Annotated in this window: 14 protein-coding genes; 2 read left to right on the top strand and 12 right to left on the bottom strand. The window is 60.5% G+C overall.

What is annotated here, in order from left to right; genetic code table 11:
- Positions 1 to 37: 37 nt before the first annotated feature.
- The 4 genes from cysC to ACP7BX_RS20205 all read right to left on the bottom strand — a co-directional run bounded on the left by cysC (position 38) and on the right by ACP7BX_RS20205 (position 4,492).
- Positions 38 to 646 carry an adenylyl-sulfate kinase gene (cysC, locus tag ACP7BX_RS20220; RefSeq protein ID WP_426129273.1) on the bottom strand — a complete coding sequence of 203 codons (609 nt, stop codon included), beginning with the start codon at positions 644 to 646 and terminating at the stop codon, positions 38 to 40.
- Positions 639 to 1,343, bottom strand: a complete 705-nt coding sequence (locus ACP7BX_RS20215) for a sulfotransferase family 2 domain-containing protein (RefSeq protein ID WP_426129275.1) — start codon at positions 1,341 to 1,343, stop codon at positions 639 to 641. Before ACP7BX_RS20215 ends, cysC begins: the two co-directional genes overlap by 8 nt.
- Positions 1,344 to 1,495: 152 nt before the next feature.
- Positions 1,496 to 3,304, bottom strand: coding sequence for a lipid A export permease/ATP-binding protein MsbA (msbA, locus tag ACP7BX_RS20210; RefSeq protein WP_269132668.1), 1,809 nt, complete (start codon positions 3,302 to 3,304; stop codon positions 1,496 to 1,498).
- Between the two features lie 9 nt (positions 3,305 to 3,313).
- Complete coding sequence (locus ACP7BX_RS20205) at positions 3,314 to 4,492, bottom strand: O-antigen ligase family protein (protein ID WP_314524802.1); 1,179 nt, start codon at positions 4,490 to 4,492, stop codon at positions 3,314 to 3,316.
- Positions 4,493 to 4,640: 148 nt separating this feature from the next.
- Here ACP7BX_RS20205 and ACP7BX_RS20200 point away from each other — a divergent pair, with 148 nt between their 5' ends.
- Positions 4,641 to 5,207, top strand: coding sequence for a toluene tolerance protein (locus ACP7BX_RS20200; RefSeq protein ID WP_426129509.1), 567 nt, complete (start codon positions 4,641 to 4,643; stop codon positions 5,205 to 5,207).
- Here the strand turns inward: ACP7BX_RS20200 and ACP7BX_RS20195 are convergent.
- The 8 genes from ACP7BX_RS20195 to ACP7BX_RS20160 all read right to left on the bottom strand — a co-directional run bounded on the left by ACP7BX_RS20195 (position 5,196) and on the right by ACP7BX_RS20160 (position 13,755).
- The gene (locus ACP7BX_RS20195) at positions 5,196 to 6,281 is read right to left on the bottom strand and encodes a glycosyltransferase (protein WP_426129278.1); all 1,086 of its coding nucleotides are present in this window, start codon (positions 6,279 to 6,281) and stop codon (positions 5,196 to 5,198) included. The two genes, ACP7BX_RS20200 and ACP7BX_RS20195, sit on opposite strands and share 12 nt — an antisense overlap.
- Positions 6,282 to 6,337: 56 nt before the next feature.
- Entirely contained in the window at positions 6,338 to 7,099 is a 762-nt protein-coding gene (locus tag ACP7BX_RS20190; protein ID WP_314524795.1) for a glycosyltransferase family 2 protein, read from the bottom strand.
- Between the two features lie 51 nt (positions 7,100 to 7,150).
- Complete coding sequence (locus ACP7BX_RS20185) at positions 7,151 to 8,107, bottom strand: glycosyltransferase family protein (protein ID WP_426129280.1); 957 nt, start codon at positions 8,105 to 8,107, stop codon at positions 7,151 to 7,153.
- Entirely contained in the window at positions 8,104 to 9,492 is a 1,389-nt protein-coding gene (locus ACP7BX_RS20180) for a PIG-L deacetylase family protein (protein ID WP_426129282.1), read from the bottom strand. Before ACP7BX_RS20180 ends, ACP7BX_RS20185 begins: the two co-directional genes overlap by 4 nt.
- The gene (locus ACP7BX_RS20175; protein WP_426129284.1) at positions 9,489 to 10,385 is read right to left on the bottom strand and encodes an antimicrobial resistance protein Mig-14; all 897 of its coding nucleotides are present in this window, start codon (positions 10,383 to 10,385) and stop codon (positions 9,489 to 9,491) included. The genes ACP7BX_RS20180 and ACP7BX_RS20175 overlap by 4 nt, the downstream gene beginning before the upstream one ends.
- Complete coding sequence (locus ACP7BX_RS20170) at positions 10,385 to 11,515, bottom strand: glycosyltransferase (RefSeq protein WP_426129286.1); 1,131 nt, start codon at positions 11,513 to 11,515, stop codon at positions 10,385 to 10,387. Before ACP7BX_RS20170 ends, ACP7BX_RS20175 begins: the two co-directional genes overlap by 1 nt.
- On the bottom strand, positions 11,499 to 13,256 hold the full coding sequence (locus ACP7BX_RS20165) for a carbamoyltransferase family protein (protein WP_033897821.1): 1,758 nt from the start codon (positions 13,254 to 13,256) through the stop codon (positions 11,499 to 11,501). Before ACP7BX_RS20165 ends, ACP7BX_RS20170 begins: the two co-directional genes overlap by 17 nt.
- 142 nt (positions 13,257 to 13,398) lie before the next feature.
- Complete coding sequence (locus ACP7BX_RS20160) at positions 13,399 to 13,755, bottom strand: YceK/YidQ family lipoprotein (protein ID WP_426129290.1); 357 nt, start codon at positions 13,753 to 13,755, stop codon at positions 13,399 to 13,401.
- Between the two features lie 200 nt (positions 13,756 to 13,955).
- On the opposite strand from ACP7BX_RS20160, the gene ACP7BX_RS20155 reads away from it, so the two are divergent.
- Positions 13,956 to 16,043, top strand: coding sequence for a TonB-dependent receptor family protein (locus ACP7BX_RS20155; RefSeq protein ID WP_426129292.1), 2,088 nt, complete (start codon positions 13,956 to 13,958; stop codon positions 16,041 to 16,043).
- The last annotated feature ends 28 nt before the right edge of the window (positions 16,044 to 16,071 follow it).

Raw genomic sequence — 16,071 nt, 5'->3', positions numbered from 1 at the left:
AGAGCTTTATGTGGGATGCATCACATGCGAAATCTGATCATTTTTTGAACAATTCCGCCAAAATGTGATCCACCGCGTCGGCCAGTTCGACTTCATCGGTATTGATTTCGCAGTCAGCCTTGATCGGTGCTTCATAGGGGCTGTCCAGCCCGGTGAAGGCTTTGATCCGCCCTTCCAGCGCCGCACGGTACAAGCCTTTGGGATCACGCCGCGCGCACACCTCGAACGGCGTACTGATGTAGACCTCGAAAAACTGCCCAGGCCCGAACAGTGCCTTGGCGGTTGCCCGATCGGCGCTGAACGGGGAAATCGCCGAAACGATCACGATCAGCCCCGCGTCCACCATCAGCCGCGCCACCTCGCCGATGCGCCGGATGTTTTCCTTGCGCGCCGCATCACTCATGCCCAGGTCATTGCACAACCCGGTGCGCAAGTTATCGCCATCGAGCACGAAGGTATGCCGGCCCTGCTCGTTGAGTTGTACTTCCAGAGCGTTGGCCAAGGTCGACTTACCGGACCCGGACAACCCCGTCAGCCACAGGCAGCAAGGCTGCTGGTGCTTGAGTGCGGCCCGCGCGGCGACCGACAACGATAAGGCAAAGGGTCGGATAGAAGCAGAACCACTGGAGAGCGACTGACTATTCATACCCCAAGACCTCGTAATCACGTTGATAGGCTCGTCGGACCAGGCGTCGCGTACGCAGCGTGCAGAAATCCCTGACCGGTTCGCTGCGCCGCCCCTGTGAAACATTCAGGTGTGGCAGGGAAGCGCTCACGCCCAGGCGCTCGCACAAGTGCTGGAAGTCATTCTCGAGTGATTCCTGGCGCCCAAGAAAGTCCATGGCCATGCGCCCCATGTGATCGACCAGGAAATCAGTCTGGGGGGCGAAATGCAGTTGGCGGCGCAGGTTCTCCGGGTGCAGCCAGTTGCCGACGAAATGATCGAAGTCGCGATAGCTGCACACCAGTGCCTGAGCGTGCAAATCACGGGTGCCCATGTGGTTGCTGCGCAAGTAGGTGTAGGCCGAGTAGGCGCGCTCCAATGGGTCGCGCACAAAGGCAAACTTGAAACTGCGTTCGCAGTGTTCGGGGAACTGCTGCTGGTACCAGTAATACGGCAGATGCCCAGGCCAGCGCCCGTCGAGCAACGCCGAGCAGACGCTGCTGCCGGCGCATTTAGGCACATGGATAAATACGCAGTTATGACGCTCGAAAGCCGGCGCAAGTGTGGCCACCCCAGACAGGGACTTGTTCACCGCCTGACGGTCCACCACCGATAAACGCCCCAGCAGAAAAACCCGTTGGGGTTTGGGAAGCAATTTCCAGAACAGACGTTGCAACATTCCATTACCCACGCAAGAAGGTTAGCCCTCTCGTTCGTCAATCGAATCGAGAAGGCCAACATAACAAACGATAGGCAGCGAATTATTTGGCTTTGGTCAAGCCTGTAAGGGGCTTGATACAAACACCGGGGCACATTGCGCGCCCCGGCACATCAGGTGATGTTGGCCGTTACCGGCTCATCCAGGCCCATGGCGTGCAGGCGCGAGTAATAGCCGCCCATGGCCAGCAGTTCCACGTGTGTACCACGCTCGACAATTTCACCGTGGTCCATCACCAGAATCATGTCGGCTTTCTCGATGGTGGACAGTCGGTGTGCGATCACCAGGGTGGTACGGCCCTTCATGACCTTGTCCAGCGCCGCCTGGATATGCCGCTCCGACTCGGTATCCAGCGCCGAAGTCGCCTCATCCAGGATCAGCAGCGGGGCATTTTTCAGCAGTGCCCGGGCGATAGCCAAGCGCTGGCGCTGACCGCCAGAAAGCAGCACGCCGTTTTCGCCGACTTCAGTATCCAGGCCTTTGGGCAGCTCGGCGATGAAGTCCATGGCATAGGCATCGGTGGCAGCTTTCTCGATGTCTTCACGCGGTGCATCCGCCAGATCGCCGTAGGCGATGTTGTTGGCCACCGTATCGTTGAACAACGTGACGTGCTGGGTCACCTGGGCCACATGCCGGCGCAGGTTGCGCAGGCGGTAGTCTTCGATCTCTACCTCATCCAGCAGGATTTCGCCGGTTTCGTGGTGGTAGAAACGCGGGATCAGGCTGGCCAGCGTGGACTTGCCACTGCCCGAGCGCCCGACCAGGGCGATCATCTGCCCAGGCTCTGCAGTGAAGCTGATGTTCTTCAGCACTTCACGCTCGGCACCTGGGTAGGTGAAGCTCAGGTTGCGCACGTCCAGGCGACCGCTGACGCGATCACGCTCCACGGTGCCGCTGTCGACTTCCGGCTCTTCATCCAGCTGTTCGAAGATGCTTTCGGCACCGGCGACGCCTTTCTGTATGGTCGAGCTGACTTCCGACAGTTGGCGGATCGGCTTGGGCAACAGGCCCGCTGCGGTGATGTAGGCCACCAGATCACCCGCCGTGGCATCGCCGCGCAGCAGCAGCACCAGGAACATCAGTGCCGCCATGGCGGTGTAGATCACCAGTTGCAACATCGGCGTATAGACCGCGCCGGTCTTGTTCATGCGCAGTTGCTTGTCGGTGTTGCCTTGGCTGGCCGCAGCAAAACGACGTTCTTCGTAGCTTTCGCCACCGAAGCTGCGCACCACGCGGTAACCCTGGATGGTCTCCGAGGCCACGTGGGTGACGTCGCCCATCGCTACCTGGATCTTCTTGCTCTGCTTGCGGAATTTCTTGCTGGTGCTGCCCACCATGATTGCGATCAACGGCAGGATCGCCAGCATGACCAGGGTCAGCTTCCAGTTCATCCACAGCAGGTAGCCGAACAGGAACACCACCGTCAGGCCCTCACGGATCACCACCTTGATCGCATCCGTGGCGGCGCCGGTGACCATGGTCACGTTGAAGGTGATGCGCGAAATCAGATGGCCGGAGTTGTGTGTGTCGAAATAACGGTTGGGCAATACCAGCAGTTTGTTGAACAACTGGACCCGCAGGTCATGCACCAGGCCCAGGGAGACCTTGGCCAGGTAGTAGTTGCCCAGGAACGAGCCGAGGCCTTGCCACGCGGCGATCAGGATGATCAGCAGCGGCACGGCCATCAACAGCTTCAGGTCCTTGAACAACGGGATCTTGGGCAGGAACACCACGTCGGGATTGCTCAAGCCATCCACGAAGTACTTGAGGATCCCGGCCAGCATCGGCTGGGTGGAAGCAAAGATCACGAAGCCCACGATACTCAGCATGAACATGCCGATGTACGGTTTCACATAGCCCAGCAGCCTGAAATAGATTTTCAGGCTGGATTCCTGGTCCGCTTTGGGCGGTGCGTCACTCATGTGTCGAGCTCACTGATTGGGTAGGACGCGAACTTTATCACATGCATCGGGGTTGGCCCGAGCCCAGACCAAGACAGTCGCCAGCGCAATCGGCAGCCATGAGATAAACCACTCGGCCCGCGGAGTGCCCGTGAGGCTGGCGGCATCGAACTGCATGGCCAGGAACGAAAACACCCACATCCCGATGACACCCTTGCCGTAGAGCGTGTCGCGGGCTTTCCAGGCTTGCCAGAGCACCCCGAACCACAGGCCGCACCACAGCAGCAGGCCGGGCAGACCGAGTTCGATGGCAACGTGGGAAAACAGGTTGTGGGCATGATCGAAATACACGCCCTCAGCCAGGACTTTATAATCCCCCCCCAACCCCAGGCCGGTCCACGGGTGCTCGGCAATCATCTGCATGGCGGACAAGAAGATCTGTGGTCGATAAGAAACGCCGCGAGCAAGCATCAACGATTGCATGGCGAAGAACACCGCCAGCGCCGCGATGACTGCGCCAATGGCGATCACTGCCGTTCGACGATCACGACACCAGGCCGGCATCGCCACGACGGTCAGCAGCAAGGCCAAAGCAGCCCCCCGGCTCTGGCTCAGCACGACGAAGAGCCCTAGCAATGCGATGGACACAACCCACGCCACCTGCATCCAGCGGCCACGTGGCAGCCAATGCAGCAACCAGACGGCAGCCAGGCCGATCACATAGGCACCCAGGATCGGGTGAGCCAACTGCCCCAAGCCCTCAAGGCGAGCGGACCAGGCATTATGCTCAACACCATAAAACTTGATGATCGCCACCAGCGAAGACAGGGCCAACCCGAAGCCCCCCCACTGCATCACGCGAATGACTCGCTCGGTCTGCCCACAGGCAAGCACCGGGAAAAACAGCAAGAACACACCGATATACAGCAGGCGCTTGGCCTCGCGTGATGGGTCTTCGGCATTGGTCCACAACAGGCTGATGGCACCCCAGACGGCCAACGCCGCCACCATCAGGCACATCCAACGCTGCTCACGCCAGACTTCCTTCAAGCGCTCACGGGCCGACCAGGCAAACACCATGGCGGGCAACCAGAGAAACAGGGTCAAGCCTTGTTGATAAATTTTGTTGGTCGGCGCAAAGGCAATCGCCAGCAAAAACCACAGTAACCCGAAAACCATCCATACCTGCGCCCAACGACTTGCCTGCATCACCCGCTCCTGAATACGTCCACCCCGCCAACGCGGCATGGTTAAAACCCAAAACTTTCGGCATTATTACCGATCACTGTGCCCGCGACTCCTACAAGGCTTTCCGACGATGCAATGTTCAAGGCTTCCCCAAGCCGATTTAAACGCGATGATTGAAGGCGCCCGCATCCTCGAAAAGGACAGCTACGGCCCTAAGGTCTACCTGCTGGCTGACGGGAATATCCTCAAACTGTTTCGCCGCAAGCGACTGTTTTCGTCGGCGCTGTTTCGCCCGTACTCCAAACGCTTCATCGACAACGTGGCTCAGTTGCAACAACGTGGCATCCCCACGCTGACCGTGCTTGCGTTCTTTCAACTGGCGGCGCCTGGCATGACCGCCGTGCTGTATCGCCCGCTGCCGGGTGAAACGTTGCGCCAGATTTCCAATAAGGAAGGCTTTGACTGGCAGTCGAACCTCGACCCACTGGTGGCACTTATCCGCCGCTTGCATGGTGCGGGAATTTACTTCCGCTCCCTGCACCTGGGCAATATCGTTGTTACACCTGATAACGAAATGGGGCTGATCGATGTGGCGGATATGCGCTTTTTGCGCGCGCCGCTAAACGAGGAACTCGCGCGGCGCAACCTGCAGCACTTTGCACGCTATATTGCGCGCGAGAAGCTGAACGAACGCTTTCCAATGCAAGCACTGGAGCAAGCGCTGCTAGCGGCATGAAAACAGGCGCTGGGAGGTCTCACTGAAGTCCTTCCAGGCTTGTTCTGGCGCCAGTGCCCGCAACTGAGCGTCGAGCACGTCCTGGGCCGAAGTCGCGAAGGCGCGCTCCATCAAGCGGCCCCAGGCCTGTGCATTGTCTGAAGGGGCGTACCAGCCGGCGTCCGCCAGTTGCTCGCGAAACACGGCCAATTCGCTGGTCAATACCGGAACGCCAGCCATCACGGCCTCTTGCAGGATCAACCCCAAGCCCTCTTGCGTCGACGGAATCGCCACCCAGTCAAATGCCCGGTACAACGTCGCCGCGTCCGGCAAATGACCCGGCAGTGAAACCTTGCCCTGCAAGCCGAGCTGCTGGATACGCGCCTCCAGGGTATCCCTCGCTGCACCCTCGCCGATAATCACCAGGCGCGCATCCGGCTGATGGGCCGAGACACCGGCAAACGCCTCCAGCAAACAGCTGAACCCTTTGCCGTCGACCAATCGGCCTACCGCGCCCAGCACGGGCGAGCCGTCCAATGGAAGACCAAGACGCGTGCGCGCCTGTTCCCGAGAAAGCGCGGCATGGCGGAAAGCCACCGGGTCGAATGCACTGCGCAGCACAGTTACCGGCCTTTGCAGGAAACGTTCGATCGAGTGAGACAGGGTTTGCGAGACGGCCGCCAGGGTCAGTTGTTCTGCAGGAAACTGCTCAAACAGCTGTTGGTCCGCCCGGCGCATGCGTGTGACACCATGAAAGACCACGACTGCACGTACGTGCGGCAAGTGTTTGAGCACTGGCAGCATCACCCGGGCCACGCCCACTCCATCCAGCAGCACAACCTGCAGATCGTCAGGCAGCGCCTTCTGGAAACGCGCGCGCATCCAGGGCATCAGTAACTTCCACAGATGCCGGCCTTTAAGCCGTGCAGAGGATAAATTCCACTCCAGTGCCGACTCCCCCTCCTGCGAACGACCTTGAAGTAGCCAGGTAGAAATCGGCGCACGGCATACAACGTGGGAAAGTATCTGTTGATGAACCTTCTGCACCGAAGCGAAAGCAGAACCACCGGCCCACATGATGTTGAGGATACTCATCGAAAAAATGACCTTTTGCGGCGTTGTGGTGGCTTGTCGCCTGTACTTACCTGTACTTAATGGATCAACCAGCCAATACCGACACCCAGTACCAGCATAGCTGCCAGCTTGATCCGCTCGCGCCGCTTACGCCGCGCTTTGGTCAAGCGCTCTTCTGCCGTCGCCACATGCAAACCGAAACCGGTATGCAGAACCGCATCGCCTTCCAGAGTCACGGCTGCCAGGTTGAGCTGCGCGTAACGCTTCGATAGTCCCTTCTCACCCTCGAACCCTGCGTAGGGTGCACACAAGCGATATTCCTTGATACGCCGCAACCCTGGGTTCAACGAAAAACCTTGCCACTCGGGCTTGTCGGACAGCAGGGGATAACACGGCACCCCGCCCACCACTTCACGTGGCCCTAAGTGAATATAGGGGCTGTGCACCTGCAAGTCGTAGACGTAGTTACGTAACCACACCTGCAAAATATCCGGTCGATGCTCCAGTACCGTCTTGGAGTCCTCGACAAAGCCAGGTCGATAAAACGCCCAGTCATCCTCGCAATGGAAAATGTAGGGGGTCTTGACCGACTCGTAGGCCAAGTCGATGGAAGCCAACTGCCCAAGCTTCGGGCGGTTGATCAAGAAAGTGCAATGACTGTGCCAGTGCTCTGGGACCGCAAGGCGCACGGCGTCATCACCGGAGTCTTCGGTAATGAAGACTTCGCGTATCGCCGCCGTATTGAACTGATCGAAGCTCTCGAGCGTGCGCTTCAACAAATCGAAGCGACCGCAACTGGTCACCACGAGCGTTATGTCGCTTTGATCGGAGAATTGCATTCAAGCCTCAGTAATATCATATAGCCATCATTTGCGGCCATCTGGCCGATATCAAACGCCCAGTTTCAGGCGCAACCTTTCCAGCACACTCAATGGGGCACGGGGCCGCAGGGGCGGCTCGAGGACCTCGACAATCCGCTGGCCGATCCGGGCAAAGCTGAACTGGCTGACGGCCAGGTCCTGACCCTTTCGCGCAATGTCGGCCGCCAACTGCGGATCGGACCGTAACACGGCCAGCTTTTCCTGCAACTGTGGGATGTCCTTGTAGAACACCACATTGACCATCTCTTCGAACCCCAGGGCCGCGTTTTCCTCGGCGCCCTGATCGAATGCCAGCAGTACACATCCACAGGCCATGGCTTCGAAATTCTTGATCATGTACTCGCCCATGCCCACATCGGCGCTGACGAAAAAGCGGATCCGGTTGAGCGTGGCGCAATATTCTTCACCGGATTTGGTGCGCGTGACCACCAACGGCTCAACCTGTGCCAGTTCATCGAGCAACGCCTTGCGACCGCTGTAGGCGACGCTGTTGGTACTGCCGACAAACGCCAGTTCGATATCCCGATCACGTTCCTGCGGCTGCAACAGCGCCTGGTCATAACCCTTGGGCACGAACACCGCGTCAAAGCCCTCGGCGCGCAGGCGTTGGGTCACCATGTAACCGGAGCTGATCACCCGCGCCCAAGGCAAGCGGCGGTAATGAGCGCTGAATTTACCGGTGTATTTACAAGGAATGTAGTTCTGGTAAGCGTCGTGTTCGAGGATCACCAGGTTCGGGATCGTACGGATAAACCCGGCCTGGCGGATTTCCTGCTTGAAGCGCAGGAAGAACACAATGCGGTCGTAGCGGGTCACGTCGACCTCACGCCGGAAGTAACCGCGCAGGTTGCGCTGCTCATCGCTGCTCAACCAACGGATATCACATTCGCAGTGCTCGGCCACGCCTTCGTACAAGCGATCGAGGATGGCGCGCTGCTCTTTCTGCACCAAAAACAAGACTTTCATGACTTATCCTTTCCCAAACGCCAGAACAGCTCATGCCGTCGTACGGCCTTGCGGAAAAATTCGTTCTCACCATACGGCGACTGCGCACGGCCCGCCAACACTCGCTGCAGCCAACGCCGTACGCGACGCTTGAAGGGCGGTGACGGTTGCAAGTCATGCATCATGCCCAGCGCCATGGCCTTGTCACGCTGCTGTGTCAGCGTCAGAGGCAGGCTGCAGGGCAGCAGCTCTTCGGTCGCGTCGAACAGCGGCGGCAACGCAATGCCGGTACCTGCGTCGCCCATGGGCCAGCGATCGTTGTCGTGCAAGTGGTTGGCGTAGCCCAGTATTGTCGTCGGCTGCCACTCAAGACCTTGCAAGGCTTCCAGAACCGCGTGCTGCGCGCAGACATGGTCTGGATGCGGATCCAATACCGGATGCGGCAGCACAATCACTTCTGGACGCGCCATCAGCAATACTTGGCGCAGGTCGGCCAACAGGTTGTTCCAGGTCGGCAAGCCATCGCTGTCCGCCGGCAATGCAAACGGATTGAATTGGCGGAACGGCCGAACGTCTGTCATCTCGGCTTCACGGGAAGCAAACGGCAGATCCGGAGCGGCTTGCATCGCCTGCAATTGCAGGCAGAAGTAACCCAGTTGCACGCAGTGCGCTTGCGGCACGCCGGCCCACAGAGGCACCGCGATACTGTCCCAGGCACGCAGGCGACCCTTGATGCGCGCGGCTTCGACCGCGTCCAGGCCCATCTGTTGGTAGTGCTCGGCTTCGATTTCGCCTGCGGTCAGGGTGACGATCCAGGGCTTTTCAGCCTGGCTGTACAGACCAAAGGCCGCTAATTCGGCATCGTCGGCATGGGGCGCGATCACCATCACGCGCTGCGTGCGGTAATCCGGGTGGTTCCAAGCCCACAGGCGTGGCGTGCCGATCACTCGGCAATGCCGACCGCGCAACGGCAACTCGTTCAGCGCCAAACCACTGAGGTTCAGGTAACGCACGCCGTTAACGCCGCGCTCAAAGGTTTGCCGGTCGCCCGCCAGTTCAATGCTCGGGTCAAGGAAGCGTCCCAGCCACGTGCTTTTGACCTTGATCGCCAGCACCCGCGTTGCGTCCGCGTCCACCGGCTGATCCAGTAGCAAGCGCCCATTTTCCAGGCGCACGCCCGGCACCTCGGCGTCCGCTGCAAAACGGTATTGGTAATCCTCGTTGGGCGCATAGAACAGATGGTCGGCAAACCAGGCCTCATGGGCGATCCAGGCCAGCACGGCCAACAGCAATGGCAACCACCAGGCCACCAGGATACCGATCACCACCAGCAGCAATACGCCAACCATCAGCGCCGTGCGCTTGTTGCGCCGATGGCGCTTGAGCAGTTGCTGCTTACGGGTCATACGCTGAATACCTGCACGGGGTTGCACCAACGGTCCTTGTACTCGCGGTCGGCCCGGCCAAAGGAGAAGCGCAACGGCTTGCCAACTTCGCGCGCCTGCTCCCAGGCACTCTGGGTATTGATAAAACTCAGCACGCTACCGGGGCTGAAGGCACGGGTTTCAGGATCGACCCCGCCGTTGACGTACTCCACGCTGATCCACTCCGGCGATTCGACCCGATACACCAACTGAATCGCGATAGGCGCGTCATTCAGAAAAATCACCGAGCCGATCAACCACTCGCGCATCAGCTCGATCACTTCAGCCAAGCGCTCGGCGCCCGTGGCAGTAAAACCCCAGCGGCGCAGGAACAGGTCACAGTAGATGGCCGCCAGCTCCGCGCTGGAAAACTCGCTGACCGGTCGTACCACGCCGCCCGCCTCTTCCAGCAAACGCAGTTCGCGCCGCTGGTTATAGCGAAACTTCTTCGACAGTTCTTCCGGAGTACGCGCCATGGCCAACTGCTCGGCCTGGGGCTTGAGGCCGCTGAAGCGGCCTTCGTTCAACGTCGACAGGTAGCGTGCACGCTGGCGCAAAGGCGCCTGTGCATCGGCGGCGCCCGGCAGGATTACCTCGGCATTGCCCAGGTCGAACAGGCCTTTCTTGCCACTGCGCTTGAGCACGTCCTTGGATAACGCCAGGTCGCGCCCCCAGGTGGCAATGCACGCCTTGAGTTCACCCGCCTGCTCCCAGGCCAGGTATCGCACAGGAATCTGCGCCAGCCCAGCCAGGCGCTCGATCACTTGCGGATGGGTGGCGACGCTGCCGCCAAAACGCTGCCAGGCCTCATGGTAGGTCGGTGCATCGACGACGCACCAGCCGCGCTCGCGCCAGCCTTGGAATCGATTGAGCATCAAGCCCTCGCGGTCAGTTCAATGACATGGGGCAATTGCCAGAAAGTGTCGCGCACCGCCTGATCCGAGAATCGTGCGTGCAGGCGCTCCAGCATCAGCTCTGCGCACTGGTGTTGCTGGTGTGGGTCCATCGCGGCCAGATGGCCCAGCCCTTGGGCCAGGTGCTCGGCGTCACCGAACGGAAACAGGATGCCAACACCTTCGACCACTTCCCGTGCACCACCACACGCGGTAGCCAACAGTGGTACACCAGCAGCCATGGCTTCCAGCAGCACCATGCCGAAGGGTTCGTGATCGGAACTCAGCGCAAACACATCAAACGCGCGGAAATAGCGGCGCGCATCCGGCACCTGGCCGAGGAACAATACCTTGTCGGCAACCCCCAACTCGCGGGCCAGCTCCTTCAGGTCCTGTTCCAGGCGCCCGGTGCCGAGGATCGCCAGGCGGCTTTCAACCGGCAGCTGCGGCAGGGCCAAGGCAAAGCCCTTGAGCAGAGTGGCCTGGTCCTTGTCCGGGTGCAGGCGGCCGACATTGCCGACCACCCATTCATCCGTCGACAACCCCAGGGCATCCCGCGCGTCATCCCTGGAAACCTGCTGGGCTTGCAGGGCTTGCACATCGATGCGGTTGTACAAGGTCTGGATACGCGCCGCCGGCCAACTCGGCAGGCAGCGGCGGATGTCATCGCGCACGGCGTCGGAAACCCCCAGCAGGCTCAGGCGCTTGCGGAAGATCGACGCGAACAGGCGGCGGCCACGGCGCTGATAATCACCGAAGGCATGGTGCACACCGATCACCTGCAACCGCGTGGCGAGCAACGCCACGTAGATCGGCTTGGCGCGGTGCGCGATGCAGAAACTGAAATTGCGCGAGGCGGCAATCTTACGCATCTCGGCGATGGCGCCCAGCTTGAGGCCACGAATGGCCTTCGAGCTGAACTCCATGAACAACACCTCATCACTGGCGCAACCCGCCGCCACTTCAGGGTCGGCAACCCCGGTGAGAAACACCGTGGTCACCTTGTAGCCGGAGCCTGCGAACAGGCTGGCGTATTGCCGCGCGCAGTCCAGGAACGGCCCGTCATAGCCGTGGCAGAACTGCAGGACGTGGCGTTCAGCCGACCGTGTCATAAGGGTCCACGCCGTCTTTGACGACCAGGATGTCTTCCATGATCAGGTATTGCAGGTCAGAGCCGAAGAACATGTCCAGCGCGTCTTTCGGCGAGCAGATCATCGCTTCGCCACGACGGTTGAGCGAGGTGTTCAGCGACACACCGTTACCGGTGAGCACTTCCAGCTCTTTCATCATGTCGTAGTAACGCGGGTTGTACTCGCGCTTGAGCACCTGGGCGCGGGACGTGCCATCTTCATGGACCACCTCCGGCACGCGGGTCTTCCACTCTTCAGCCACTTCAAAGGTGAAGGTCATGAACGGCGCCGGGTGATCGACCTTGATCATCTGCGGGGCGACGGTGTCGAGCATCGACGGGCAGAAAGGCCTCCAGCGCTCGCGGAACTTGATCTGGTGGTTGATGCGGTCAGCCACGCCGGTGGCGCTTGGGCAACCGATGATCGAACGACCGCCGAGGGCACGCGGGCCAAACTCCATGCGGCCCTGGAACCAGGCCACCGGATTGCCGTCGACCATGATCTTGGCGATGCGCTGGGGCATGTTGTCGATCTTGCGCCATACGGGCTTGCTCTCGTGCTTGGCGCACGCCGCAATCACCTCTTCGTTGCTGTAGGACGGGCCGAGGTAGACGTGCTCCATCTTCTCCACCGGCACACCACGGGCGTGGGACACATAAGCCGCCGCACCGACCGCCGTACCGGCATCGCCGGACGCCGGCTGTACGAACAGCTCCTTGACGTCGTCACGGGCAATGATCTTCTGGTTCAGCTTGACGTTCAACGCGCAGCCGCCAGCGAAGGCCAGCTTGCCGGTGTCTTTCAGGATGTCGCCCAGATAGTGGTCGATCATCTGCAGGGCCAGCTTCTCGAACAGCGCTTGCATGCTGGCGGCGTAGTGGATGTACGGCTCGTCGGCGATATCGCCTTCGCGCTTGGGACCCAGCCACTCGATCAGTTTTGGCGAGAAGTAGAACCCTTTGCCTTTCTCTTTATAGCGGCGCAGGCCGATGACGTTGGCGTAGTCGGTGTTGATCACCAGCTCGCCGTTTTCAAAGGAGGCCAGGCGCGAGAAGTCGTATTTGCTGGCATCGCCGTACGGCGCCATGCCCATGACCTTGAACTCGCCGTCGAGCATCTCGAAACCGAGGAACTCGGTGATCGCGCCATACAAGCCGCCGAGGGAGTCCGGATCGTAGAATTCCTTGATCTTGTGGATCTTGCCGTTCTCGCCGTAGCCGAAGAACGTGGTGGCGTACTCACCTTTACCGTCGATGCCGAGGATCGCGGTTTTCTCCTGGAAGCCGGAGCAGTGGTAGGCGCTGGATGCGTGGGCCAGGTGGTGTTCAACCGGTTCGATCTTGATTTTCTTCGGATCGAAGCCCAGTTGCTCCAGGCACCAGACGATCTTGTTGCGATAGCGTTTGTAGCGACGGTTGCCCATCAGGATCGCGTCGAGGGCGCGGTCCGGGGCGTACCAGTAACGCTTGGCGTAGTGCCAGCGCGCCTCACCGAACAGGCTGATCGGGGCGAACGGGATCGCCACCACGTCAACGTCGGAAGGCTTGATGCCGGCCTGTTCCAGGCAGAACTTCGCCGACTCGTAGGGCATGCGGTTCTTTGCATGTTTGTCGCGTACGAAGCGCTCTTCTTCGGCGGCCGCGATCAGCTTGCCGTCGATATACAAGGCTGCGGAAGGATCATGGCTAAGGGCGCCGGACAGGCCAAGAATCGTCAATGCCACAGGGGTCTAGCCTCTTTTAGTCTGCATGCAGGCGGGTTACGCCGCGAAAAAGTGTGCTTCCCGCCTGGGCAGGAAACAGCTAAAGGGCGGGATTATAGCTTAAAAGCAGGGGGGAGCTGTTAGCGGCAAGTGGCAAGAGGGATCAGCGGAAGATCTCGATGCTGCCGTCTTTGCTCTGGCGGTAAAGGGTGTAGGGCAACACCAGCGTATCGACCACGCCGGAGGCAATGAAATCGACGGCAACGAAAGGTAGCGCGGCACCGCTATGGTCTTTCAGGCTATTGCTTGTCAGGCTCTTGTCGGGGGCCGGCTCGCCATTGAGCGTGCAAAAGTTGTAGATCACCCCGCTGTAGATACGGGGCACGCTCTCGCAGTGGCTGCGCGAATCCTTGAGGTTCTGACTGGCAACCGCGTCCGGACGCATGACCGTGGTGACGGTTCCGCAACCGGCAAGCAGACAGCACAGCACAAGCCACACGACTTTCGACCCAATCCTCATGCCCCCTCCTTTTGACCCATCGGCCATTGTCGTTACCAAGGCCTGCCACGCTAACATCGCAAAGGCTGATGTCCCAGGGCGGCACCTCCGATGTGCAGCGTAAGACGATTCCTAAATGATAAATCTCGCCCAAGTCACTAAACTCGCGCCCCTTTGCGCGTTTACCTCCTATACAGCGCGCCACGGATTCTGGCTGACCCATGAAAACCCTCGCCCGCTTCACCTTGTTGCTGCCCGGTTTGCTCGCCTTGAGTGATGCCGCGCGGGCTGACGACGCACCGCTGATCCTGGACCCCAGCGTGGTCACCGGCTCCCGCAGCGCCAGCCCGACCTTCGACCTGCCCTACTCGGTCGACGGCATCAGCCGTGAGCAGATCAGCGACGGCCAACTGGGCATCAATGCCTCCGAGGTCCTGTCTCGCGTGCCCGGCCTGGTGGTGCAGAACCGCCAGAACTACGCCCAGGACCTGCAGATTTCTTCCCGCGGCTTCGGCGCCCGCTCGGCCTTCGGCGTACGCGGTATCAAGTTGATCGCCGACGGTATCCCTGCCAGCACGCCAGACGGCCAGGGCCAGGCCGCCACCTTCAACCTCGACACTGCCGAGCGCATCGAAGTCCTGCGCGGACCGGCGGCCACCCTATATGGCAGCAACGCCGGCGGCGTGATCCAGATGTTTTCCCGCGACGGCGAAGGCCCACCACGCATCGGCGCCGAGACCCTGGTGGGCAGCGACGGTTTGAACAAGAACCACCTGACCGCCGAGGGCGCGGCGAATGGCGCAGGCTTCGTGCTCGACGCCTCGCGCATGGACACCAACGGCTACCGCGACCACAGCAGCGCGCGTCGCGACCAGACCTTCGCCAAGCTCAACTTCCAGCCGGATGACGACAGCAAACTCGCGCTGATCTACAGCAGCCTGGAACAGAACGGCACCCAAGACCCGCTGGGGCAGACCTGGGCGGCGTACAAGGCCGATCCACGCTCGGTGAGTGCCAATGCGCTGACCTACAACACGCGCAAAAGCATCGATCATCAGCAATTGGGCTTGAATTACGAGTGCTACATCGGCGATGCGACGTTGCAGGTGAATGCCTATACGGGGCGGCGGAGTGTGATTCAGTACCTGTCGATTCCCAAAGGCACACCCGCCAACGAACGCGGCGGTGGCGTGGTGCAATTCGACCGTAAGTTCTACGGCGGCAGCGTGCGCTGGATGCAGCCTATCGAAAGCGCGCCAGGCGAGCTGATGATCATCACCGGCCTGGACTTCGACCAAAGCGAAGACAGCCGCCACGGCTACCAGAACTACAGCGGCAACACCCTCGGCGTGAAAGGCCAGCTACGCCGCGATGAAATCGACACCGCCCGCAGCCTCGACCCTTACATCCAGGCCAACTGGGCCCTGGACCGCTGGACCCTGCAAGCGGGCGTGCGGCACAGCACCATGGAGCTGGACGTCGATGATCAATTTTTGAGCAACGGCGACGCCAGCGGGAGCAAGACCTATCAGAAAAACACGCCATCAATGAGCGTGATGTATGCCTTCACGCCGGAACTGCACGGTTATGTCAGTGCGGGCAAAGGCTTCGAAACACCGACCCAGGCCGAACTGGCCTACGCACCAGGCAGCGTCGAAGGCTTCAATTTCGGCCTGAAGCCGTCTGACAGTACCCAGTACGAGGTGGGACTGAAGGCCCAAGTAAACAACACGCGAATCAACGCCGCCGTGTTCCAGATCACCACCGAGGATGAATTGGTGGTCTATCAATCCTTGGGCGGCCGCACCAGCTACCAGAACGCCGGCCGCACCCTGCGCCGCGGCTTCGAACTGGGCATCGAAAGCCAGCTCAGCGAACACTGGAGCACCAACCTCGCCTACACCCGCCTGCAAGCCACCTACGACAGTGACTTTGTCAGCGGCGGCAGCACTGCCGTTGACAAGGGCAACTACCTGCCCGGCGTACCGCAAACCACGCTGTTCGCCGAGCTGAACTGGAAACCCCGGGACTGGGTCAGCACCGCTATCGAAGGCCTGTACCGCAGCAAAGTCTATGTCGAGGACACCAACAGCCAACACGCCGCACCGGCCTACAGCGTGTTCAACTGGCGCGCGCGCTTCGAGCAGAAAGTCGAGCACTGGACCTTCCACCAGACCCTGCGCCTGGATAACCTGCTCGACCGCCAGTACGTCGGCTCGGTGATCGTCGGCGATGGCAACAACCGCTATTACGAAGCCGCGCCGGGGCGCTCCTGGTATGCGGGTGCAGGGGCGGAGTATCAATTCTGATCAGCGCGCCCCGCACAAAACGCGATGC

This window comes from Pseudomonas sp. DWP3-1-3b3 (assembly GCF_049896305.1).
In the GTDB taxonomy this organism is placed as follows: Bacteria; Pseudomonadota; Gammaproteobacteria; order Pseudomonadales; family Pseudomonadaceae; genus Aquipseudomonas; species Aquipseudomonas azotoformans_A.
This window is presented reverse-complemented; position numbering and strand designations above follow the sequence as displayed.